The sequence below is a fragment of the Halonatronomonas betaini genome (assembly GCF_015666175.1).
GTDB classification, from domain to species: Bacteria; Bacillota; Halanaerobiia; order Halanaerobiales; family Halarsenatibacteraceae; genus Halonatronomonas; species Halonatronomonas betaini.
Genome location: NZ_JADPIE010000003.1, coordinates 207,161 through 230,321, shown reverse-complemented (window position 1 = coordinate 230,321; position 23,161 = coordinate 207,161). Strand labels below are relative to the sequence as shown.

Here is a 23,161-nt window from a genome sequence, read left to right as displayed (position 1 = left end):
GGAGGTGGCAGGCTATGTCTCCAGAGTTTAATTATCAGGCAAGGCGGAAGAATGGCGAACTTGTTGGCGGTGAGCTAAGTGCCGGTGCCAGAGATGATGTGGCCAGACAGCTAAGGGATAGAGGACTTTATATTGTTTCGATAAGTGAGAAAGAGTCTGAAAAGTCTGGCGGGTTGTTTGGTAATATAGAGCTAGAAGAGTTAAAATTTTGGGAACATGGTTTTAGTATAGCTGAACTGGCTTATTTTTCACAGCAGTTTTCAGTTTTAATAGCTGCTGGAATACCACTGGTTGGTTCACTTGAAATTATGAGAGACCAGGTGGACAAGAAACATGTTAAAGAGATGCTAGGTGAAGTAATAAGTGATGTTGAAGCCGGTGAAACATTAACTGAAGCCTTTAAGAAACATCCTGACTATTTTCCATCATTATTTATTCATTTGATAAAAGCAGGTGAAACAGGTGGTGTGCTGGATGAGGTTTTAGCAGAACTGGTAGAATATTACCGACGGAGAGATAAAATTAATAAAGAGGTTAAATCAGCTCTGTATTATCCGGCTGCTGTTTTAGGTGTTGGCTTAATAGCTGTTTTAATCTTAATTGGTTTTGTACTACCAAGTATTACAGACATGCTAGTTGGCCTTGGGGGAGACCTGCCTTTACCGACTGTTATATTAATTGGGGTTACCAACTTTGTAAATAGTTACTGGTGGATAATGTTGATTGGTATTATATTGATTGTACTCGGTATAAGATCGTACAAGAACACTCCAAGAGGTAAAAGGAATTTTGATAAATTGATATTAAAAGTACCTGTTGTCGGCGATTTAATAATGAAAATAACTATATCCAGGTTTGCAAGTACTTTATCTCTATTAATGAAAAGTGGAGTAAATATAATGAATGCCCTGCCGGTACTTGAAGATGTTGTTGGAAATGAAGTTTATGCTGATATCTTAATAGAAACCAGGTCAAGAGTTAGAGAAGGTGTTAACATGTCTCAGCCTTTAGCCAAAAGTGAAGAATTTCCACCGATGGTTATCCAGATGATAAAAGTTGGTGAAGAAACTGGTAATATGGAAGAGATGTTAAACAGACTTTCTGATTTTTATGATGTAGAGGTAGAGGCTGCAATTGATGGAAGTATCTCTTTGATAGAACCATTCTTGATAGTAATGCTTGCTATTGTTGTTGGCGGTATAGTTGCATCAGTCTTACTACCATTATTTGGTGTATATACAGCTATTTAAAATTTCTTTGCGTCATCCTAGAATCATTGAGACTTATTGACTATGGCGAAAATATTATGATATAATTGTGATATCTAATAAATATAGATAGATATAGTAGTTTGGAGGCTGTGAAGACCGGTCTGGATCACCTGGGCACCCTGAGACCGATTGGAGCCAGTGGTGCAACCGGCCAGATTCTATCGAGGTCGGTTTAAATATCAACCGGCTGTGATAAATTTTTAACACAGTATGGAGTAGGAGGTGAAAACACGAAAAAACAGGAGCAGGGAAAAGTGGAGTTGAGATAGTGATTAAAAAATAATATTAAACAGGAGGAATTATAATGAGAAAATTAAGAAACAATGCTGGTTTTACATTGATTGAATTATTAATCGTTGTTGTTATTATTGGTGTGCTTGCAGCTATAGCTATACCGAATATTTTAGATTTAACTGACGAGGCAGATGAACCTGTTGTTAGAGCTAATATGAGAGCTTTAGCTACAGAAATAGAAGCTTTTAGGCTTCAGAATGAACGTGATTTACCGACTATCACAGATGCTGATGATCTAAATGATTTTGATGACTCTGATACCTTTAAAGAATTAATTGGTTTAGCTGAGGATTTTGGAACATTTAAGTTTTATTCTAATAATGCAGCTGATGATTCAGAAACTACCGGTTATTGGGCTGTTTTTGAATTTGACGGTGACTTTGAAACAATAACTATTTCTTCAGGATTTGAAAGTGAACCTACTGATATAGTAACTTTTCCTGATGATTGATTTAACTCCTTAAGTATCTATTATAATTATAAATGATTATTACCAATAAGCTGTATCTTTAATACACAGCTTATTGGTAATATTAATGGAGGGATGCCATTGCTTAAAAAAAAATTATTATTAAACAATAAAGGCTTTACCCTGGTTGAACTCTTAGTCGTTGTTCTAATTGTCGGCACTATTGCTGCTATTGCAATCCCAAATGTTATTGGCCTGGCTGACCCGGTTCCTATGGAAGTTATTAGAGTTAATATGAGAACTGTGATGACAGAGATAGAAAGTCACAATTATTTAGAAGACGAATACCCTGATTTTGATAATACAGATAATTTTATTAGTGAATTTAAAAAAGAGTCGGATGCACTGGCTGAAATAGTAAATTATTTAGGGGATTCATCTGATATTTATGTTTATGAAAATGTTGATGGTGATTATCTTTTTTCAGTAAAAGCAGAGGACAAATATTTAGTTATTTCAAATGTTTATGGCTTTAGATATGATCTGGATGAAAATCTATCTTTAGAGTAAATTAATAGTTGAATTGATGGGAAGGTTTTATATGATATTAATTATTTTTATACTAGGATTGGTTATAGGCAGTTTTTTAAATGTTGTTATTTATCGGGTTCCTGAGGGGAAATCAATTATTAAACCGCCTTCTCACTGTCTTGAATGTGATCATAGGCTATCCCCAATTGAGTTAATACCTGTTATTAGTTATATTGTTTTAAAAGGTAAATGCAGTTCATGTGATACAAAAATCTCTTTAAGATATCCAGCAGTTGAGCTTGTTACTGGCATAGTGTTTGTTATTAATTATTTGCAATTATATTATAATATTATGAATTTGATAGCAGGCTTGATTTTGTCTTCGATATTGATAGTATTGACTTTAATTGATTATGATCATCAGATCTTACCAGATAGTATAACTATTGGTGGATTATTTGTAGGACTTATATTAAGCATATTCAGGCCTGATATTACTGTTTTTAATGCGATTTTAGGGCTTTTAGTAGCCGGAGGATTTCTGTTAATTATAGCTTATGCAAGTAAAGGTGGCCTCGGTGGCGGAGATATAAAATTAATGGCAATGGTTGGAACTTTTTTAGGACCACTTTCTGCTTTTGCAGCTATTTTTATTGGAGCATTGTTAGGGCTTCTGGCGAGTTTGCCTGGTATTCTTTCAGGAGAATTGAGTAGAAAAAGCAAGTTGCCCTTTGGACCATTTCTTGCTGGTGCTTCATTGATATTCTGGTTCTGGGGCGATTATTTATGGGAATTTTATTTAAGTATATTTATTTAGTAATGCAGTTAATTGAAGGGGGGCAATTATTATGAGAAAATTAAAGCAAGAGGATGGATTAACGCTGATTGAGGTTATAATTGCTCTCGTTTTATTATTTGCATTAGTTGGTGGTTTTGCCGGGGCTATGTTAGTTGGATTGCAGAGTGAGGCTGAGGTTAGTATTAGGATGGAGGCTAATAATTTAGCCAGTGGGATTGTTGAGTTTATAAAAGATAATGGAGTTCCAGATACTGCAGGTGGCGAAGATTATGAAACTATAAAATATAATGAATTTGTAGATAATAGTTTCAATGATGAGGATTTATTTTTTAATGAATTGGATCAGGAAAGTTCTTATATAAAAATTGAAGAAGATTATGATGGAAATGTTGGTTTATATAGAATAACTGTTGAATTAAAATGGCAGGAAAGAGGCGAACCGAGGACTCATAGATTAGTTACATTACATTCAGAAGAACAAAATAATGAGTCGGAAGGTGACTAAAATGATAGGTATAAGGAATGTTTTAAATAATAGAAAAGGACTAACATTAATAGAACTTCTTATAACAATATTATTAATGGGTTTTGTTTTTTCCTTAGTAGCAACTATGTTTATTCAAGCATCAGACGTATTTTTTTCAAGTACCAGGAGAATGAGTGCAGGGCAGAAAGCTGAGCTGATTAAAACTGAAGTTGCTGGATACTTGCGGTCTATGACTAGTCATGAAGATGGCGAGTTTGATAATGGGAATCCATGGAATTTTAGAGGCTTTCATCCAACTAAAGAAGAGCATGTTGATATAGAAATTGTGTTTAATGAAGGTAATCGTTCATTAGGAATTTTTGTAGATGGGAATCTTGATCTAAGTTTTGCTGGAGATCAAAGTTTTAGTGGTTTTATTGATGAATTCGAAATAAATAAAGAAGGCAATATATTTAAACTTGAAATTATTGTTAGTGATGAAGAAGGTACTGCAAAAAGAAATTTAAATATTAAATCTAGAAATCTAGGAAATTGATAAGAAGCTTGCAGGAGTTTTTACCTATAGTGAAGAATAATAATGATAAGTTATATTTGCAATAGTCTTCTCATAAAGAGGAGGGATATAAAAATGTTTGAAAATATTAATAATGATAATGGTGCTGCACTTATATTGGTTTTGATTATGTTGGTTGTTGTTGCCGGGCTTGCTGGAGGTTTATTAGCTGCAACTACTTTTAATACAAGGTTTAGCGGAAATGAATTAGATAGAAATCAGGCTTTTTATGCTGCTGATGCAGGTGTTGAATTTTTAAAATCTAATTATATTTATAATGATAATTATTCTAGTCTTAATGTTAACTCTGAACAACCTTTTATTAATAAAGGATACAGTGAATCTGGAAATGAATCTTTTTCCTTATATTTGATGGATCAAAAAACAGGCTCTAGGACATTTAAGTCTATTGGTGAATTTAATGGAGTAGAAAGACAAATAGAGTTGCAAGTTCAATTTCTGACTGAATTACAGAGTGGATTTTTTGAAAATGCTATAGCTGGAAATGATGTTTCTGTAACCAATACAGGTAATGAAATGATTATAGGTAATGTTGCTACTAATGAAACTGACAAAAATAAAATTTCACAAGAGAAAATAGATGGAGAAATAATTTATGAAGCAGGTTTAGAATTTCCTGATATAGATTCTTCTTTCTTTTTAAATAATGCAAGAGAAGAAGATATTCGCACTGATATTGATAGTGCTGAAACTTTTGAGTTCAATGAAGAAGAAGAAAATTATACAACTGATGAGGAAGGTAATAGACATCGATTTGTTTATTCAGATAATTTTGATTATAGTGGTGTTAATGATCAACTTGTTGTAAAAGGAACTGAAAATAAATCTAATGATTATAATGAAACAGTTCATTTATATGTTGATGATTCATTCAATTTGGATGGAAATTCAACTATAAAAACAGAAAATGATGCTAATATAATATTATATTTAATGGATGAAAATGTAACATTAAATGGTACTATTAATGGCAATGTTTATATATATGCACCATATACTGAATTAGAATTAAGTGGAACTGCTGACATTACTGGTGGAGTTATAGCAGATAAGGTCTATACAACAGGTAATTTCGGTATGACATATATTGAAGGTGGCCCTATGATTGATTTAGCATTACCAATTGAAGGTGAATTAGATAGCATTGTTTGGAGACAATTGAACTAATAAATTGTTATATAGGGAGTTGATGTGTCTTGCCTAGAAATCCATTGAAGAAACTGACAGGAGTTAAATATACTGCTGTAGATTTTGGTCATCATAGCTTAAAGGCTGTCCATTGTAAAGCCAGGGGCGATAGTGTCAAGGTTTTAAAGAGCGGTCTTGAGACTATCCCCCATGGTGCAATTCATAATGGCCAGATTGATGACATATCAGTGGTTAGCAACAAACTTGAAGATCTATTTAATGAAGCTGGAATAAAACCTGGTTTAATAATATTTTCGCCGGCAGCTGGCCAGGAGTTTGTCAGAAGAGTTCAAGTGCCTGCCATGCCATACAATGAGCTTGAGGAAGCATTACACTGGGAGGTCCAGGAATATTTAAACCTGCCCCCGGAGAGAGTCGCTTCCGATTTTTTAATTTTAGAGGAGGATGAAGAAAACTTTGAGGTTTTACTGGCTTTAATGCCCCAGCATATCTTAGACGATTACAGAGAAGTCTTTGAAAGGATTGGTTATAGAGCTAGAGTTGCCAACATGCAGGAATTAGGATTAATATCACTGCTTAATTATCAAAACAATTTAGATGATAATTCAGCAATAATTAATATTGGTGCAAATAAGACCAGAATATTAATAGCAAGCAGTGATGAGTTTTACTTAAGTAGATCTGTTGATATTGCCGGTAATAGTTATACCAGGATATTTAAAGATGAGGAGATGAGCTGGCAGGAGGCTGATGAGGCCAAAAAGAGAACGGATTTTACTCCTGAGAAAGTTGAGGATGAGGAAGAGACTGATTTTGAAATGGTTGTCTCAGGCTTTGCGGAAGAAAATAATCATCAGACCAGAATGAAAAAATTAACAGATGAATTACTCGTTGAAATAAATAGGTCGATGGAATATTACAGGGAGAGAAACCCTAATAAAGATCTGGAAAAATTATATATAACAGGAGGAGGCTCCAGGTTATATGGCCTGAAAGATTATATAGCTGAAAACCTGGGTCTTGAGACTGTAAATATTAATCCTTATGATAGCTTTAATGTTAAAAACAGTACTTCTCCAGGTGAAGAAGGCAGAATGGCTGTAGCTTCAGGGCTTGTTGCCAGTGAGGTGATTCATAATGAGAATTAACTTACTCGAAGAAGATAAGAGCTTACATGTTAACTGGCTTGAGGTAGCTGCTGCTTTAGTAATAATTCTGGCTATAGCTGTTCCAGCTTTGAATTACTATTTGAATTATGTAGAATTACAGGGATTAGAGAGAGAAAGAAATATGTGGGAAGATAGACTGGCAGAGATCAGACCACAAGAAGAAGTTTACTTTGATCTCCAGGAGCAAATAGATAACTTTAGATTACCTGAAGAAGTTGAAGTTGAAAGATATGCAATAGCACCGGCATTTCAGGAATTCGGAGTTATTTTGCCAGAAGGTATTGGATTTGAAGAAATCATCTATGAAAATGGACAATTAACAATTTTTGGTCATGCACAAAATATAAATGAAATACTTAATATGGTTGGAAATGTTTTTGAATCAGATGTTTTTTCATTAGTTTCTTTAGAGAGATTTCAAAGAGATAATATATACCAATTCAATTTAACTGTAAATATGCATACCAGAGATGTGATTACTGGTCAAGATGATGCTGATGATGAGGAGGAATCAATATGATAGGGAGGTTATCTAGAAGAGAAAAAATATTATTATTGATTGCTTTAGTAGCTTTAATAGCTGGTGGATATTATTATTTTTTATACCAACCTATTGTTGAAGAACAAGAAATGGTTCAAAATGAAATAAATGATTTAATTGATCAGCACACAATTGCAGTGGAAAGGGTTAGCCAAATACCTGAATTAGAGGATGAACTTGCTGCTTTAGAAGAAGAAAGAGCTGAGTTATTAGAAGCGGCTATTAGAGAGCCTGAAGAGATATTAGCTGCAATAAATGTTTTTTCACAAGAAACAGGAGTGAATATCGAAGAATACAGTAAGGGAGAAAGAGAAGACGGGCTTCCATTACAAATGACATTCACAGGAAACTTTTTTCCAATTTTAGATTTTTCTAGAATGGTTGATAACTGGGATTACAGGTTGGTAGTTGAAGATTTTAATTTATCTGTAAATGATGAAGAGATCACTACTAATATGAGCTTCTTCTTCCATCAACCAGATGAATTGCGAGAGTTTATTGAAGCTGAAAGCAATGAAGTAGAAAGTAACGGGGAGTGATTATTATGAAATTATCTAAATTTATATCGGTTATAATAATCGCTGTTTTAATACTTGGGTTTGGGCCAGGGGTTGGTGCCCTGGAGCTTGATGTTGAGGATGCGATGAGTGAATTTGCCTCGGAGGTGAGGCTCTTAGATGAGGAGTTGCAGCTTTTAAGGAATCCCTTTGCTGACCAGCGGCCGAGAGAGCCAGAGCCCGGACCGGCACCGAGTCCGGCACCTGATGCCGAGGCCGAGGAGGAAGTTGAAGAGGTGAGTCCGCCGGAATTTAGCATAAATGGCATGGTTAGAAGCGGGGGCAGAGTTGTACTGATAATTGAGGATGGAGCAGTACCTGAACTGTTGAGGGCAGGACAGAGTTATGATGGTTATCAATTTGTTGATTTTGCTGATGGTGAGGCAGTCTTTAGACGGGATGGACAGGATTTTAACTTGCAGGTTGGAGGTGGAGCTTAATGAAAATAAAGAATAAGGCAGTACTATTTATTATACCCCTTTTATTATTATTTCTTACTACAACTACTGTAATGGGCGATACTTATATTGATTTAGATTATCGCTCTACTGATATTAAAGATGTGGTCCGTTCACTGGCAGTTATTAGCGGCAGAAATATCGTTGTCGATGATTCTGCCCAGGGTGAGGTGACTGTCCAGCTTGAGAATGTGAGCTTTTATGAGGCATTTACCCATCTTTTAAACATAAAGGATTTAGATTACAGAGTCGTCGATGATATTATAATTGTGGCCACACCTGATAGGCTTGGTGACATATATGATGAGGTTGTCAGGGAGATATATGAGTTGAGTTATCTGGAGGCAGATGAGGGAGTTGAAATTTTAGCTGAGGCCTATCCTGATATTTCTGCCCAGGCTCTTAGCGAGCAGGCGAGACTTGTGCTCTTTGGCAGAGAAGACCGTCTGGCCGAGGTTATTGATTTTATCGGCGATTTAGACCAGCCGAGCCAGGAGGTTGTCAGGGTCTTTAATGTTGAGTATCAGAGTGCCGATGAGGTCTCTGATTATCTCAGTGAGTTCTTTCCTGACCTAGTTGTGAGGGCCAGGGAGTCTGTTGGCGATATTATTGTCAGCGGCCAGGGCCGGAAGATGGAAGATGTTGAGAGCCTGATTGGTGACCTGGACCGTCCGGATAGAACTGTGAGCCAGCGCTACAGACCTCAGGAATTGGAGGCTGAGGAGCTGTTGGAAGAGCTTGAGCGGAGCAGGGATATAGGTACTGTTAATGTCAGGATAGAAGATGGCAATTTATTCCTTGAAGGGCCTGCCAGACAGGTCGAGCAGATTGCCGAGGCTCTGCCTGATTTAGATGAGCGGGAACAGGTTATTGATCACAGGAAATTTCAGGTCGATTATCTGCCTCTGGATGATTTAGAGGAGATTGTCAGGAATTTTGAGGATGATATTGAGCTGAGCAAGAACCAGACTGACAGGACGATGATTGTCCGGGCCGAGGAGCGTGTGCTGGAGCGGGTCAGTGATCTGATTGCTGAAGTTGACCAGCCGAGGAAACAGTTGATGCTTGAGGCCAGAATTGAGGAGATATCACACAGTCAACTGGAAGAGCGGGGAATTGATGTTGGTGAACTCCAGGATTTCACGACTATCGGGGTTAATTATGATAATGGCAGTATAACAGGTGTGGACCTGGACCTGCCTGAGTTATTTAGATTCTTTGATTCTGAATCTGCAACCCAGACTCTAGCCAGGCCGAGACTGATGACCCTTGATGGCGAAGAGGCTTCGCTGGTAATTGCCGACCAGGTACCGGTAAAGGTTGGCGAGCGGGAGACTGATGCCGGACGGGTTGTTGATGAGTTTGAATATAGAGATGTTGGTATTACGCTGAACTTTACACCGACTATTACTAAAGATGGCACGATTACTTTAGATATGGCTCCTGAGGTTTCCAGCCTGGGTGCTGAGGCTTCAGAGGCACTGCTGCCGGTAATCCAGACCAGAGAGATTGAGAGCCAGATATCTTTAAGAGACGGCCAGACCTTTGCAATTGGTGGACTCTTACAGGATGACTTTAGCGAGCAGATTAGAAGTGTGCCGCTATTAAGTGACCTGCCGATATTAGGCAATCTCTTTAGACGCCGGGATGAGGATAGAGATAGAACTGAGGTTGTTATCTTTATTACTCCGAGGATTGTTGATATTTCAGCTGAAGGCTTTGATGATGCCGATTCTGTGATTGATATTAGAGATGGCGAGGTTAATTTTGACAGCCAGGGGATTATAGATGAGGATAAGCTGATGGATGTCGATGACAGCCACAGGCCTGATGTTGATACTGATCTTGAGGATGTCGATGATGAGGCCGAGGTTGAGGCCCAGCCGATTGATCTTGATGAGGAAGATGATGCTGATGATGCTGATGCTGACGAGGATGCCTATGCTGACGCCGAGGAACGGACTGCCAGGCGGGTTGAAGATGTTATGGCTGAGATAATGGCCCAGGCTGAAGATAGAGAGACTGGACCTGTTGACAGGCCGGCGATGGATGAGCTTAAGCAGATAACTTTCAGGGCCAGAATGGACCGCCGGGATGATCGGGCTGAGATTTATGAGTTTGAGTTTGTATCTGACCAGCAGTATTCTGATGAGTATCTGATGGATTTATATAATGTGAGTGCAGATGATATCAGTTATTATGAGGCTGATGGTCGTTATGAATATAGTATAATGATGGCTGGTAATCAGGCATATGAGGTTGATACTGATACTACTGTGCTTGAGCTGGCTGAGCGGACTGGACTTACTGCCGAGCGGATTGTAGAGGCCAATCGGTTTGAGAATAATGATATAAATGCTGGAACAGTGGTTGTTCTCCCCTATACTAGATAGATTAAGCCCAGTATGATACTGTGATTTGAGAGGGATCCTGCTTTGGAAGCAGGATTTTTCTCATGTAGGACTTTATATTCATTGGATTTGGTGCTATAATATAATAGTAATTAATCTTATAATGGAGGTTGGTTTTTATGATGTGGAAAGATTCCTATAAGATAGGGGTCGAGGAAGTTGACAGGCAGCATAAGGAGCTCTTTGAGCGGTTGAGTGATTTTATAACTGTGCTGCGGAGTGATGGCGATTGGGAGCCTAAGATTCCTGAGATTAAGAAGACTTTGAGTTTTATGGGTGATTATGTTGTGGAGCATTTTGACTCTGAGGAGGAGTATCAGGAGGAGATCGGTTATCCTGAGCGAGAAGAACATAAGGAGATTCATGAGCAGTTTAAGAGTGAGATTGCTGATTTTGCTGAGAAGTTTGAAAAAGAGGGCTATGAGAAGGATTTAGCCCTGGAGTTTAGCGGAAAGTTGATGGCCTGGCTGATAAATCATGTGGCCAATACTGATCAGAAGATAAGTGATTATGCTGATTCATTAGATGGGGAGGATGAGTAGGATGAAAGCTGAGTTTGTTAATCCAATCTATCAGGCGACTTCAGATGTGTTGAATACTATGCTTGGTCTTGAGGTTACTCGAGGAGATTTAAGGCTTGTTGAGGATGATGCTATTGTTGGCAGCGATGCCAATGTGATTATCGGGTTGACAGGGAGTTTGAATGGCTCGATTCATTATAGTTTCTCTGAGGAGATGACCCTGGAGATGGTGAGGATTATGTCTGGTATGGAGATGGATGAGATTGATAAGTTTGTCTCGTCTGCTGTTGGTGAGATTGCCAATATAATCAGTGGAAATGCGACTACATATCTGGCTGAGAATGATTTTGATTGTGATATTGTTTCTCCGCAGATTATGATCGGGAAGAACAAGTCGTTTTCGATGGCGAATGATCAGGCTTTAGTGATTCCGCTGGAGACTGAGATTGGTGATTTTGAGATTAATCTTTCTGTGAAAGAAAGTGAGTAATTTTTATTAGATGCACCAGGGGGCTATTTACTCTGGCTGGCTCTGGTGATATAATTAGATAACGTTATTATTGGTGATCTGTGATAGGTTTAGTGAGGTGCTGGCGGGCGATGTTTGCTGGTAAATTATGTTATTTATTGTGGAACCAGAGCTGATTGGGGCCAGGAGTGGGTTCTGGCCGGGTTTGGACTGGACTTGAGCCGGAGCAATCCCGGAGGAGACCCGGAGCATTCCCGGAGCATTCCCGGAGGAAACCTGGAGCAGTTGTGGAGGATACTTGTATTGAGTATAGAGAAATTTTGGCCCTTGAGGGTAGCTAGAGCGAATCTATAGCGAAGCTGAACCGAATCTATAGGGAATCTAGAGCGAAGCTGAACCGAAGCCGGACCGAAGAATGAGCGTATTTATAGCGTATTAAGATTAGACCGACTATATATCCTGAGTGGATAGAAATTATATAGTCGGTTATTTTTTTGTTCATAAATATTATAATTTTATGCTTTTGTAATATTTTCTGGAAAGGTCTAGATAGGTCTAACCCGGGTTGGAAAATTGTCGAAAAGTAATTGATAAAATTATTTGTTTTGGGGTTTATTATTTGCTTATTTTGTGGTATTATTAGTGATAGCAGGTTAATTCACACAATATATAGTGGGGTGGGGTGCTTATGCGTGGACTGGTCCTTGAAGGTGGTGGAGCTAAGGGCTCTTATCAGTTAGGTGCTTATAGGGCGCTGCTGGAGATGGATATTGAAATATCTGGAATCACCGGGACTTCGATTGGTGCTATTAATGGCGCAATGATTGCTCAGGGTGATTTTGAGAAGGCGAAGGATCTCTGGATGGCTATTGATCCGGAGGAGATCTTTAAAATGTCGACTGAGGATCTTTCTGATCTGATGAATTTGAATTTAGATAGAAATAATTTTGGTAGAATTTTTGGCAGGATAAAAAATATCTTTGAAAATAAGGGGATTGATGTTGAGCATATAAGAAGATATTTAGATGAGTTTGTTGATGAAGACAAGGTTCGAAGCAGTCAGCTGGATTTTGGTCTGGTTACATATTCACTGACTGATTTTGAGCCTTTAGAGCTTTTTATTGAGGATATTCCTGAGGGTAAGCTAGTGGAGTATTTGATTGCCAGTTCCTATCTGCCGGCATTTAAGGGGGAGAAGCTGGATGGCAAGCGGTTTATTGACGGAGCTGTTCATGATAATTTGCCGATAAATATGCTGGCTGGCAGGGGTTACAATGAGATTATTGCTATCAGGACTTATGGTTCAGGGCGGATTAGGCCAGTTGATGATGAGGTTTCGGTATCGGTGCAGTATATCGGGCCGACTGAGGATTTAGGCCGGGTGCTGGAGTTTGTGCCTGAGCGGATTGAGCATAATATCAGGCTGGGCTATCTTGATACCTGGCGGCATTATGAGAATCTTAAGGGAACCAATTATTATATTCGGGCCGATGAAGACGAGGATTATTATTTTCAGCTATGGCAGACGATTGACAATGCCTCGGTGCTGGAGGCCGGGCGTTTGCTTGGCTGCAAGGATTTTCCGGCAAGGCGGCTGCTCTTTGAGAAGATAATTCCCAGACTGCAGGGATTGTTAGAGCTTGATGAGACTGTTGGCTACCGGGAGTTGCTGATAGCTGCTTTAGAGGTGCTGGCGGCCAAGCTGGAGATTGAGCCCTATGAGATCTATGATTTTTCCGAGTTTGTCAGGATGATTGAAAAGCGGTATCAGACCGGCCTGGAGCTTGATTTTAAGGAGATTCCTGACTTTTTGAAGCAGAATGAGTTATTATCCAGGGCTGTCAGGGATGACCTGGCGCTGGAGCTTGTTACGACTTTATTTGATGGTTTTTTCCAGCATCGAGAGAGGCTGGAGCTAGCAAGTATAGATGTTGATAATGAGAGTTTGGATAGTGATGATGGTTTAGATGGTGGCGTTATGAGTAATAATAGCAAGGAGGAGAATGATGACAATTAAGTATATCAGAAAGAGAAATGGCGAAGAGGTTGAGTTTAATCCGAATAAGATTTTTGCTGCTGTGGAGAAGGCTGTTCAGGCGGCTGAGGTTGACGGAGCTGAAGAGATTGCCAAGGAAGTTACCAATGAGGTGCTATCGTATTTAAAGATTTTTTATAAGGATAGCGATGCGATGCCTGACGTTGAGCAGGTACAGGATTTGGTCGAGAAGGTATTAATTGAGAAGGGCCATGCCGAGGTTGCTAAATCTTACATTTTATACAGAGAGAAACATAGCAAGTTAAGGGATACTAAAAAGCTCTTTAATGATGCAATTGGGGCGATGAATAGCTATCTGGAAAAAGCTGACTGGAAGGTCAATGAGAATTCGAATATGAGCTTTTCTTTGCAGGGTTTAAATAATTATATTGCCTCGGAGATTACCGGCCAGTACTGGCTCCAGGAGATTTATTCTGATAGGATAAGGGATTACCATATGGATGGCGATTTGCATATCCATGACCTGGGGAATCTGAGTGTGTACTGCTGTGGCTGGGATCTGCAGGACCTGCTGTTGACTGGATTCAGGGGGGTTGAGAGTAAGATAGAGAGTGGCCCACCGAAGCATTTTAAGGTTGCGCTGGGACAGGTTGTTAACTTTTTCTATACGCTCCAGGGTGAGGCTGCCGGTGCCCAGGCATTTTCTAATTTTGATACATATCTGGCGCCATTTATCCATTATGATGGGCTGGATTACGAGGAAGTTAAGCAGTGCATGCAGGAGTTTTTATATAATATTAATGTGCCGACCAGGGTTGGTTTTCAGACGCCATTCACCAATATTACAATGGATTTAAAGGTTCCGAAGTTTATTGAGGATGAGCCGGTGATTATTGGCGGCGAGAGGATGGAGAAGACTTATAGTGAGTTCCAGGAAGAGATGGATATGTTAAACAGGGCTTTTGCCGAGCTGATGATTTCCGGTGATGCCAAGGGCAGGATGTTTTCTTTTCCGATTCCGACTTATAATATTACTTCTGATTTTGAATGGGATAATCCGGTGCTGGATCCGGTCTGGGAGATGACTGCTAAATACGGGATTCCCTACTTTTCTAATTTTATTAATTCTGATATGGATCCGGAGGATGCCAGATCGATGTGTCTGCATCCTGAAGAGGCGATTATGATAAAGGTTGATGGAGAGATAAAGAAATATAGTATCGGCGAGCTGGCTGAGGAGTTTGCCGGCGAGAGGCTTGATGATGAATGGTTTAAGCCATCTGCTGATATTGAGGCTATTTCACTTGATCCTGAAACTGGTGAACTGGAATGGGCCAGGATTGATAAATTCTTGAAGATAGAAGATGACAGGCTGGTTACTATTACTGCCAATGATGGCAAGACGATGAAGGTTTCGGCTGATCATTTAGTTGCTGTTTATACTGGGGATGGGATTGTAACCAGACAGGCCAAGGATATTGTTGAGGAAGATTCTTTATTAGTAATGGAGAATGGAGATACTATTCTTGCCGGTGATAGTTTTGATGGAGAGTTAAGTGATAAGGAATATGAGATTGCTGGCATTGAAGGTATTGTCAGTGAGGAGCTTGATTATCAGCAGGAGTTTTATGATATTGAGCTTGAGAAGAATCATTATTTTGTGCATTCTGATGGCAATATTACCCATAACTGCTGTCGCCTCAGGTTAGACAACCGTGAATTAAGAAAAAGAGGTGGCGGGCTCTTTGGGGCCAATCCGATGACTGGTTCGATTGGAGTTGTGACTTTAAATATGCCGAGAATCGGGTATCTGGCTGAGGATAAGGCTGATTATATCGAGCGGGTCTATGAGTTGATGGATGCTGCCAGGGAGAGCCTGGAGACGAAGCGGAAGTTGCTTGAGAATATGGCTGATAACGGGCTTTATCCTTATTCCAAGTTTTATCTGAGAAATATTTATGACCGGTTTGGTGAGTACTGGAAGAACCACTTTAATACGATTGGGATTAATGGCATGAATGAGTCGGTTGAGAATTTCCTCGGTGTCAGTATTGCAACTGAGGAGGGCCAGGAGTTTTCTCAGGAAGTTATGGAATTGATGAAGGAACGGATGGCTGATTATCAGGATGAGACCGGTGATCTCTATAATCTTGAGGCCACTCCTGCTGAGGGTACTTCTTACAGGCTGGCCAGGCTTGATAGACAGCAGTTTGGCGATGAGATAATTGCTGCCAACCAGGAGCGGGTTGTTGAGGATGATGCTGATCCTTATTATACTAACTCGACCCACCTGCCTGTTGGCGAGACCAGTGATATCTTTGAGGCGCTGACACTGCAGGATGACCTGCAGACTAAGTATACCGGTGGAACTGTTTTCCATGGTTTCCTCGGTGAAAAGGTTGACAGTATTGAATCTACCAAGAAAATTGTAAAACGGATTGCTGAGAATTTTTCACTGCCGTATTATACTTTAACTCCAACCTTTAGCATTTGCCCGGAGCATGGGTATTTAGCCGGTGAGCATTATTACTGTCCTAAATGTGAGCGTGAGGCTGAAGCTGCTGGAAATGATGCTGCTGGCAGTGCTGCCGGGAATGCTGAGTCTGACTCTGGAGCTGCCAGATAGATGGCCGGGGTCAGGTTTGGCGGGATACAGCCGACCAGTCTGATTGATTTTCCTGATCAGATTGCAACTGTGCTCTTTACTGCTGGCTGTAATCTCCGGTGCCCGTACTGTCATAACCATGAGTTGATTGATGGCGAGATGAAGAATTACTATTACGAGGACGATATTCTGGAGATTCTTGAGGAGCGGGCTGGCTTTATTGATGGTGTATCAATAACCGGCGGTGAGCCGCTGCTCCAGCCAGGTTTAAAGGATTTTATCGGCAGGGTTAAGGAGCTTGATCTGCTGGTGAAGCTTGATACCAATGGGATGTTGCCTGATCGGCTTGAAGAATTGGTTGAGGCTGGCTTGCTTGATCTGGTGGCCTGGGATTATAAGCTGCCGGCCGGTCGCTATGATGAGCTTGGCGACCCTGGCGGTGATGGCGATGCCAGGGAGCGATTGATGCGGACTGGCAATATTCTGACTGAGGCCAGGGATAATGGCGAGCTTGAAGTTGAGGTTCGGACGACTGTTGTGCCTGAGTTGATCAGGCATCAGGATATTGAGGTGATTGCCAGGGAGCTGGCTGAGCGGTCATTTGACAGGTATGTTATCCAGAATTTTCGGCCTGAAGAGGTTTTAGTTGACTACTTTAGTAAAATTAGTCCATTTAGTCATGAAGTTTTGCAGGAGTTTAAAGTGTTAGCAGAGAAATATATAGAAGAGGTAAGAATTAGAGATAATATTTAGCAGGATTTATAAGATTTATCGATTTATATAAGTTTTATTTGGTTAGATATTGATGATATAAATAAAAAGGAGGCTATTAAAATGGCTAAAAAACAGAAATGCGAAGTATATTCACGGGTTGTTGGTTATTTATCTCCGGTATCGGAGTGGAATAAAGGTAAGAAGGAAGAATGGGAAGATAGAAAGACTTATAAACAGCCTGAGTAAAATAATGGGGGGATAAGATGGCCTTTTATCAGGAGTTCAATCGCTTTTATGATGAGATCTTTCCTGTTAAAGATGGGAAGGTTGAGTTTTTAAAGGATTCTTTTAGTGAGCTTCCTGATGGGGCCTCTCTGCTTGATATTGGTTGTGGTACAGGTGGTTATACGATCAAGATGAGGCAGGAGGGGTTTAAACCTGTCGGGATTGATTATGAGCTGGCCATGCTTGCCAGGGCCAGGGATAAGACGGCTGATGCTGATCTTTCGATTGAATATAAGAAGCTTGATATGCGTGACCTTGATCTTTTTTATTCGAAGCCTTATTTTTCTGGTGTTTACAGCCTGGGGAATGTTCTGGTTCATTTGAGTAATGAACAGGAGATTTCGACGATGATTAAGAAGATTAACCGGGTTATGCATCGTGGCGGTAAGCTGGTTGTGCAGATTGTTAATTATGACCGGGTGCTGGATAATGAGGTCGATGGTCTGCCAACTATTACCAACGAGGAGGCAGGTGTTGAGTTTATTCGCCATTATGACTGCAAGGATGATGGTCGAATCGATTTTAAGACTGAGTTGATTGTTAATAAGGGGACTAAAGATGAGCAGAAATATAAGAATTCTGTGCCCCTTTATCCGCTGAAGAGCAGGGCTTTTATTTCGCTGCTTGCGGAGAGCGGATTTGCTGAGATTGAGAGTTTTGGTGATTTTCGAGGCGGTGAGTTTGAGCCCCGGGAGTCATTTCCTCTAATAATTAGAGCGACAAAGAAGGAGGGTATTTAAAGTGACTGATTTGAAAAAGAAGGTTGCTGTACTGGCTGAGGATTATTATGAGAATTTGGAGGCCTGGTATCCGATTTTGCGATTGAGAGAGGCCGGTGTAATTGTTGATGTGATTGGCCGGGATGATGGTTGTACTGAATGTGGCAGTAAAGAGGGTTATCCGTTAGAGGTTGATTATAAGGCGAAGGATATTGACCCTGCTGACTATGACGGTGTGATTGTGCCAGGTGGTTATGCACCTGATTATCTCCGGCGCTGCGAGAATGTGCTTAAATTGGTCAGGTATCAGGCTAAGAATAATGGCCTGGTGGCTGCTATCTGTCATGCTGGCTGGGTGCTTGCTTCTGCTGATGTAATTAAGGATGTTGAGTTGACTTCAACTCCGGCTATTAGAGATGATCTGGTTAATGCTGGTGCTCACTGGGTAAATGAAGAGGTTGTTGTTGATGGCAATATTATTACTTCACGAGCGCCTGCTGATCTGCCGGCGTTTATGAAGGCTAATCTGGAGTTTCTAAGAAATCAATAAGTCGAGGAGTGATTCTTTTGGATATTAATATAGTTGTTGCCGGTGAGGCCGGTCAGGGACTTAAGACTGTGGATCAGATAATCGGTAAATCTTTGCACAGGCTGGGATTTTCGGTTTTTAGTTCTAAGAATTATATGTCAAGGATTCGTGGCGGCCATAATTTTATGCAGATAAGGTTTGGCGATGAAAAGGTTGCCGGACCGGTTGAAGAGATTGATATTTTGATTGCTTTAAATGAGGATGGCGTTGATATTCATCAGGATAGTGTTAAGGATGATGGCGTTATTCTTTTTGATGGCGATAAGGATTTAGATTACATGCAGGTTCCGGCTAAAGAGATGGCCAAGGAGGTTAATCCGAAGGCTGTTAATACTGTCTTTTTAGGCTATGCCTGGAAACTGCTTGGACTTCCTCTGGATGCTTTAAAGGATGTTATAAAGGAAAAGTTTGGTGAAGGCGATATTTATGATGATAACGTAAAGCTTTTAGATGCCGCTTATGAGAAGGTTGATACGACTTTTGATTGTGAGCTGCCTGATGGCGATGTTAAAGGTTTATATATTAATGGTAATCAGGCGATTGCCTTTGGAGCAGCAACTGCCGGGGTTCAGTTTTATGCTGCTTATCCGATGACTCCATCTACCAGTATTTTAAATTATCTGGCTTCAAGACAGGATAAGCTAGGAATTGCTGTGGAGCAGGCTGAAGATGAGATTGCAGCGATTAATATGGCTATTGGTGCGTCATTTGGTGGAGCCAGGGCGATGACTGGTACTTCTGGTGGTGGGTTTTCATTGATGGCTGAGGGTTTAGGCCTGGCTGGAATTATGGAGACTCCGCTGGTTATTGCTGAGGTGCAAAGGCCTGGGCCGGCGACTGGACTGCCGACCAGAACTGAGCAGGGAGATCTTTCATTTGTGATTAATGCTTCTCAGGGTGAGTTTCCGCTGAAGGTGATTGCCCCGAGAGACCAGGAAGATGCTTTTTATCAGACTTTCAGGGCCTTTAATATTGCTGATAAGTATCAATTACCAGTAATTATTCTGTCTGATGCCTATCTGGCTGATGCAGGGGCGACTATACCTGAATTTAAGCTTGATGAGCTTAAGATAGATAGAAACCTTGTCGATGAGAATGAATGGCCTGAGGATAAGGAATATAAGCGTTATGAGCTAACTGAGGATGGGATTTCACCGAGGGCTTATCCTGGCCAGCTTGAAGGCGAGGTTGTGCTGCTTGATAGTGATGAGCATGATGAGAATGGCTTTATTATTGAAGATGGTGAGACCAGGGTTAAGATGGTCGATAAGCGGAATGCCAAGTTTGAGAAGATGAAGCGAGAAGATAATGAGGAGCCGCTTTATATCGGGCCGGATAAGCCTGATTATATGCTGGTTTCATTTGGTTCGACTTATGGGGCTTTAAAGGAGGCTATGGACCGGCTAAATGGTAATGGCCATTCGATTGGTATGCTGAGTTTTTCTGATATCTGGCCGCTGCCGACTGCTGAGCTTGAAAAGCAGCGGAGTTATGATACGAAGCTGGTTGTGGTTGAGGGTAATTCAACCGGTCAGCTGGCAAGTTTGATTCAGGCTGAGACTGGTTTGACTGTTGATCATAGAATCTTGAAATATGATGGCCGTCCATTTAATGTTGATGGCCTGGTTAGAGAACTGGAAGAAGAGGTGATCTCTTAATGGTTGATAAGAATATTTTTGATGCTGATCGTGAAACTGCCTGGTGCCCGGGTTGCGGGAACTTTCCTTTAAGGAAATCCCTGGCTGAGGCGCTGGCTGGTCTGGATATTACTCCGGATAGGGTTGCGATGTTTACTGGAATTGGCCAGGCTGCTAAGATGCCTCATTATATACGGGTTAATGGCTTTAATGGGCTTCATGGCAGGGCTCTACCGCCGGCACTTGGTTTTAGGATGGTTAATCCTGAGTTGAAAGTTATTGTTGAATCTGGTGATGGTGATACCTATGGGGAAGGTGGCAATCATATTCTCCATAATATCCGGAGGAATCCTGATATTGCCCATTTTGTTCATGATAATCAGATTTACGGTCTGACAAAGGGCCAGGCTTCGCCGACTACTGGTGAGGAGATAAAGACTGAGGTGCAACCTTATGGGATTACTGCTGCACCTTTTAATCCGATAAAGTTTGCTGTGGCCATGGGGGCCAGTTTTGTGGCCAGGGCCTTTGTTGGCAACCAGGACCACCTGATTGAGATGATGCAGGCTGCTATTGAACATGAGGGTTATGCACTGGTTGATATCTTACAGCCCTGTGTGACATTTAATAAGGTTAACACCTATCAATGGTATAAGGAGCGGTCATATTTATTAGATGATGATTATGACCCGACTGATTATAAGGCTGCTGTTGAAAAGGCTGAAGAATGGGGCGATGATATACCTTTAGGTATTATTTATAGAAATGATGCCAGGAAGCCCTTCAGGAGCAAGTTTGACTGGCTCTCAGATAGTTTTGTGAAGGATTATAAGGAGCCGGCTGAATATGATGATCTGATGCAGGAGTTTGCTTAAGCTTAAATAATTTTCTTGAGCTGTTAATGGTTTTGGTCTGACTAAAATTAAATTAGGAGGGAATTAGTATGCAGGATATTTATAAATTTGCGCTTGAATTTGAGAAAGAGAACCGGGAGTTTTATGAGGAATGTGCAAGTGGTACTGATGATAAGACTTTAGAGAGTGTCTTTAAGGAGCTGGCTGCTGAAGAGGCCAAGCATGAAAAGATCGTTCAGGCTTTAGCTGATGACCGGAATGTTGATAGTGTGAAATCTGATATTAATATGCGGGCTAAGGAGGCTTTTGATAAGATTGCTGAGAATTTTGATGAGAGTTCTTTAATGCCTGAGGATCAGGTGGATATCTATAAGAAGGCCAAGGATTTAGAGACAAAGAGTAAGAATTTTTATAAGGAACATGCAGAAAAGTCTGATAATAAGACTGTTGAGCGGGTATTTAATGAACTTTCTGCTGAGGAGAAGAAGCATGAGGCGATTCTTGATAATATAATAACTATGGTTAATCGGCCAAATACCTGGCTTGATGATGCAGAATGGTATCATCTTGAAGAATATTAAAGCAGAATAGAATATATTGCAGTGAGGCTGACCCGACTTACCGGGTCGGTCTTTTTGCATTGGTAATAATGCTTGACAGTTTAAGCTTTTGCAAATATACTATGTTATGGTAGGATTAAAACATGGTATTATATGACTGGAGTCGATTTGTTTATGCGGAGGTATAAGAAGGGTGAGGTCTCGGATTTAGTTACCGGGGAGGATTCATCATCGAAAAAGGTAATATTGAAACTGGCCTGGCCGGTGATTGTGGAGCAGGCTTTAGGTACAGTAACCCAGGTTGTTGATATGATGATGGTTGGCCGGCTTGGAGCTGCTGCTATTACTGCAATTGGGCTTTCTATGCAGCCGTTATTTTTCTCGATGGCCTTTGGGATGGCTATTAGTGTTGGTACGACTGCTTTAGTTGCCAGGCATATTGGGGCTGGCGATGAGTGGGAGGCTGGCAAGACCCTGCAGCAGTCGCTGCTGGCAGTCAGTGTTATTATGGTATTTGTTTCGATTCTGTTTTTTGCAGGTGCTGAGACGGTTATCCGGTTTATGGGGGCTGAAGCTGAAGTTGTGCCCTTAGGGACTTCCTATATCCGCTGGCTGGTACCTGGATTGATCTTTATGTTTTTAGGGTTTGTGTTGACGGCGGCTTTAAGGGGTGCCGGCAATACTAAAACTCCGATGAAGGTTAATTTTGTGCTTAATCTATTTAATATATTCTTGAATTATACTTTGATATTTGGTCATTTTGGGGCTCCAGAGCTAGGCTTAAATGGGGCTGCTATTGCCACCAGTTTATCCCGGGGATTCGGGGGAATTGTGCTTTTGATTTATGTTTTTAGAGATGATGCGACAGTTACTGTATTAAAAGAAGGTTTCTTTAAATTTGATATTGATAGGATCAGGCGGATTATGAAGATTGGGATGCCGGCTGCCATGGAGCAGATGGTTATGAGAACGGCTCAGATCTTCTTTGTCCGGGTTGTTTCTGGTTTAGGTACTGTGGCCTTTGCTGCTCATCAGATTGCGATTAATGTGGAGTCTATCTCTTATATGCCTGGATTTGGCATTGCTGTGGCGGCAACTACTCTGGTTGGCCAGAATTTAGGAGCAGAAAAAAAGGACCAGGCTGAGCAGAGTGGCTATGAGGCCTGGAAGCTCGGGGCGATGTTTATGGGCTTAATGGCAGTTGTCTTTTTGATCTTCCCTGAGCAGCTTGTCAGGTTATACAGTAATGATCCAGAGATTATTAGAATTGGGGCTTTATGTTTAAGGATTGCTGCGATTGCTCAGATACCAATGGGTTCACAGTTTATCTTTGCCGGTGGTTTAAGAGGTGCTGGCGAAACTAAATCTGTCTTTTACAGTACAGCGATTTCCAGCTGGATTGGCCGTTTAGGTGTTGCTTATATCTTAATTAATGTTTTTGGATTTGGGGTTGCCGGTGCCTGGATTGCCATGGTTGTTGACTGGGTAATGCGGAGCAGTTATGTTTTTTATAGATTTAGATTAGGTGACTGGAAAGACCTTGAAGTTTAATGAATGGAGGG

The 23,161-nt window shown here is 40.6% G+C and carries 23 protein-coding genes, 1 pseudogene and 1 riboswitch; all 24 genes and pseudogenes read left to right on the top strand.

Annotated elements, in window-relative coordinates; genetic code table 11:
• The first annotated feature begins 14 nt into the window (after nucleotides 1-14).
• The 24 genes and pseudogenes from I0Q91_RS06560 to I0Q91_RS06445 all read left to right on the top strand — a co-directional run bounded on the left by I0Q91_RS06560 (nucleotide 15) and on the right by I0Q91_RS06445 (nucleotide 23,150).
• Nucleotides 15-1,250 carry a type II secretion system F family protein gene (locus tag I0Q91_RS06560; RefSeq protein WP_270453631.1) on the top strand — a complete coding sequence of 412 codons (1,236 nt, stop codon included), beginning with the start codon at nucleotides 15-17 and terminating at the stop codon, nucleotides 1,248-1,250.
• A gap of 94 nt (nucleotides 1,251-1,344) precedes the next feature.
• Nucleotides 1,345-1,432, top strand: a riboswitch (cyclic di-GMP riboswitch).
• 143 nt (nucleotides 1,433-1,575) lie between these two features.
• The gene (locus tag I0Q91_RS06555; RefSeq protein WP_270453630.1) at nucleotides 1,576-2,016 is read left to right on the top strand and encodes a type II secretion system protein; all 441 of its coding nucleotides are present in this window, start codon (nucleotides 1,576-1,578) and stop codon (nucleotides 2,014-2,016) included.
• Between the two features lie 99 nt (nucleotides 2,017-2,115).
• The gene (locus I0Q91_RS06550; RefSeq protein ID WP_270453629.1) at nucleotides 2,116-2,544 is read left to right on the top strand and encodes a prepilin-type N-terminal cleavage/methylation domain-containing protein; all 429 of its coding nucleotides are present in this window, start codon (nucleotides 2,116-2,118) and stop codon (nucleotides 2,542-2,544) included.
• A 31-nt stretch (nucleotides 2,545-2,575) separates the two neighbouring features.
• A complete protein-coding gene (locus tag I0Q91_RS06545) occupies nucleotides 2,576-3,322 on the top strand; it encodes a prepilin peptidase (RefSeq protein WP_270453628.1) in 747 nt (248 codons plus the stop codon).
• A gap of 31 nt (nucleotides 3,323-3,353) precedes the next feature.
• A complete protein-coding gene (locus I0Q91_RS06540; RefSeq protein WP_270453627.1) occupies nucleotides 3,354-3,809 on the top strand; it encodes a type IV pilus modification PilV family protein in 456 nt (151 codons plus the stop codon).
• A gap of 1 nt (nucleotide 3,810) precedes the next feature.
• Entirely contained in the window at nucleotides 3,811-4,326 is a 516-nt protein-coding gene (locus I0Q91_RS06535; protein ID WP_270453626.1) for a prepilin-type N-terminal cleavage/methylation domain-containing protein, read from the top strand.
• Between the two features lie 93 nt (nucleotides 4,327-4,419).
• Nucleotides 4,420-5,532, top strand: a complete 1,113-nt coding sequence (locus tag I0Q91_RS06530) for a pilus assembly PilX N-terminal domain-containing protein (protein ID WP_270453625.1) — start codon at nucleotides 4,420-4,422, stop codon at nucleotides 5,530-5,532.
• 29 nt (nucleotides 5,533-5,561) lie between these two features.
• Nucleotides 5,562-6,662 (top strand): type IV pilus assembly protein PilM, encoded by a 1,101-nt coding sequence (gene pilM, locus I0Q91_RS06525; protein WP_270453624.1) that lies wholly within the window; start codon nucleotides 5,562-5,564, stop codon nucleotides 6,660-6,662.
• A complete protein-coding gene (locus tag I0Q91_RS06520; protein ID WP_270453623.1) occupies nucleotides 6,652-7,203 on the top strand; it encodes a PilN domain-containing protein in 552 nt (183 codons plus the stop codon). The genes pilM and I0Q91_RS06520 overlap by 11 nt, the downstream gene beginning before the upstream one ends.
• Complete coding sequence (locus I0Q91_RS06515) at nucleotides 7,200-7,763, top strand: hypothetical protein (RefSeq protein WP_270453622.1); 564 nt, start codon at nucleotides 7,200-7,202, stop codon at nucleotides 7,761-7,763. The genes I0Q91_RS06520 and I0Q91_RS06515 overlap by 4 nt, the downstream gene beginning before the upstream one ends.
• Before the next feature lie 5 nt (nucleotides 7,764-7,768).
• A complete protein-coding gene (locus I0Q91_RS06510) occupies nucleotides 7,769-8,221 on the top strand; it encodes a hypothetical protein (protein ID WP_270453621.1) in 453 nt (150 codons plus the stop codon).
• Entirely contained in the window at nucleotides 8,221-10,632 is a 2,412-nt protein-coding gene (locus I0Q91_RS06505) for a secretin N-terminal domain-containing protein (protein ID WP_270453620.1), read from the top strand. The genes I0Q91_RS06510 and I0Q91_RS06505 overlap by 1 nt, the downstream gene beginning before the upstream one ends.
• A gap of 137 nt (nucleotides 10,633-10,769) precedes the next feature.
• Nucleotides 10,770-11,192: a bacteriohemerythrin gene (locus I0Q91_RS06500; protein ID WP_270453619.1), complete on the top strand. Its 423-nt coding sequence runs from the start codon at nucleotides 10,770-10,772 to the stop codon at nucleotides 11,190-11,192.
• Nucleotide 11,193: 1 nt separating this feature from the next.
• Complete coding sequence (locus I0Q91_RS06495) at nucleotides 11,194-11,661, top strand: chemotaxis protein CheX (protein WP_270453618.1); 468 nt, start codon at nucleotides 11,194-11,196, stop codon at nucleotides 11,659-11,661.
• A 667-nt stretch (nucleotides 11,662-12,328) separates the two neighbouring features.
• Entirely contained in the window at nucleotides 12,329-13,657 is a 1,329-nt protein-coding gene (locus I0Q91_RS06490; protein ID WP_270453617.1) for a patatin-like phospholipase family protein, read from the top strand.
• Nucleotides 13,647-16,262 (top strand): ribonucleoside triphosphate reductase, encoded by a 2,616-nt coding sequence (locus I0Q91_RS06485; RefSeq protein ID WP_270453616.1) that lies wholly within the window; start codon nucleotides 13,647-13,649, stop codon nucleotides 16,260-16,262. The genes I0Q91_RS06490 and I0Q91_RS06485 overlap by 11 nt, the downstream gene beginning before the upstream one ends.
• Nucleotides 16,263-16,994, top strand: coding sequence for an anaerobic ribonucleoside-triphosphate reductase activating protein (locus I0Q91_RS06480; protein WP_270453615.1), 732 nt, complete (start codon nucleotides 16,263-16,265; stop codon nucleotides 16,992-16,994). It begins immediately after the preceding gene.
• 93 nt (nucleotides 16,995-17,087) lie between these two features.
• Nucleotides 17,088-17,201 (top strand): annotated as a pseudogene (nrdD, locus tag I0Q91_RS06475) (anaerobic ribonucleoside-triphosphate reductase); the annotation flags it as partial.
• Between the two features lie 17 nt (nucleotides 17,202-17,218).
• A complete protein-coding gene (locus I0Q91_RS06470; RefSeq protein WP_270453613.1) occupies nucleotides 17,219-17,980 on the top strand; it encodes a class I SAM-dependent methyltransferase in 762 nt (253 codons plus the stop codon).
• 1 nt (nucleotide 17,981) lies between these two features.
• Nucleotides 17,982-18,509 carry a type 1 glutamine amidotransferase domain-containing protein gene (locus I0Q91_RS06465; RefSeq protein ID WP_270453612.1) on the top strand — a complete coding sequence of 176 codons (528 nt, stop codon included), beginning with the start codon at nucleotides 17,982-17,984 and terminating at the stop codon, nucleotides 18,507-18,509.
• Nucleotides 18,510-18,526: 17 nt separating this feature from the next.
• Nucleotides 18,527-20,206 (top strand): 2-oxoacid:acceptor oxidoreductase subunit alpha, encoded by a 1,680-nt coding sequence (locus tag I0Q91_RS06460; protein WP_270453611.1) that lies wholly within the window; start codon nucleotides 18,527-18,529, stop codon nucleotides 20,204-20,206.
• On the top strand, nucleotides 20,206-21,060 hold the full coding sequence (locus tag I0Q91_RS06455; protein ID WP_270453610.1) for a thiamine pyrophosphate-dependent enzyme: 855 nt from the start codon (nucleotides 20,206-20,208) through the stop codon (nucleotides 21,058-21,060). The genes I0Q91_RS06460 and I0Q91_RS06455 overlap by 1 nt, the downstream gene beginning before the upstream one ends.
• A 68-nt stretch (nucleotides 21,061-21,128) precedes the next feature.
• Nucleotides 21,129-21,620, top strand: coding sequence for a ferritin family protein (locus tag I0Q91_RS06450; protein ID WP_270453609.1), 492 nt, complete (start codon nucleotides 21,129-21,131; stop codon nucleotides 21,618-21,620).
• Nucleotides 21,621-21,773: 153 nt separating this feature from the next.
• Complete coding sequence (locus I0Q91_RS06445; protein ID WP_270453608.1) at nucleotides 21,774-23,150, top strand: MATE family efflux transporter; 1,377 nt, start codon at nucleotides 21,774-21,776, stop codon at nucleotides 23,148-23,150.
• Nucleotides 23,151-23,161: the final 11 nt, after the last annotated feature.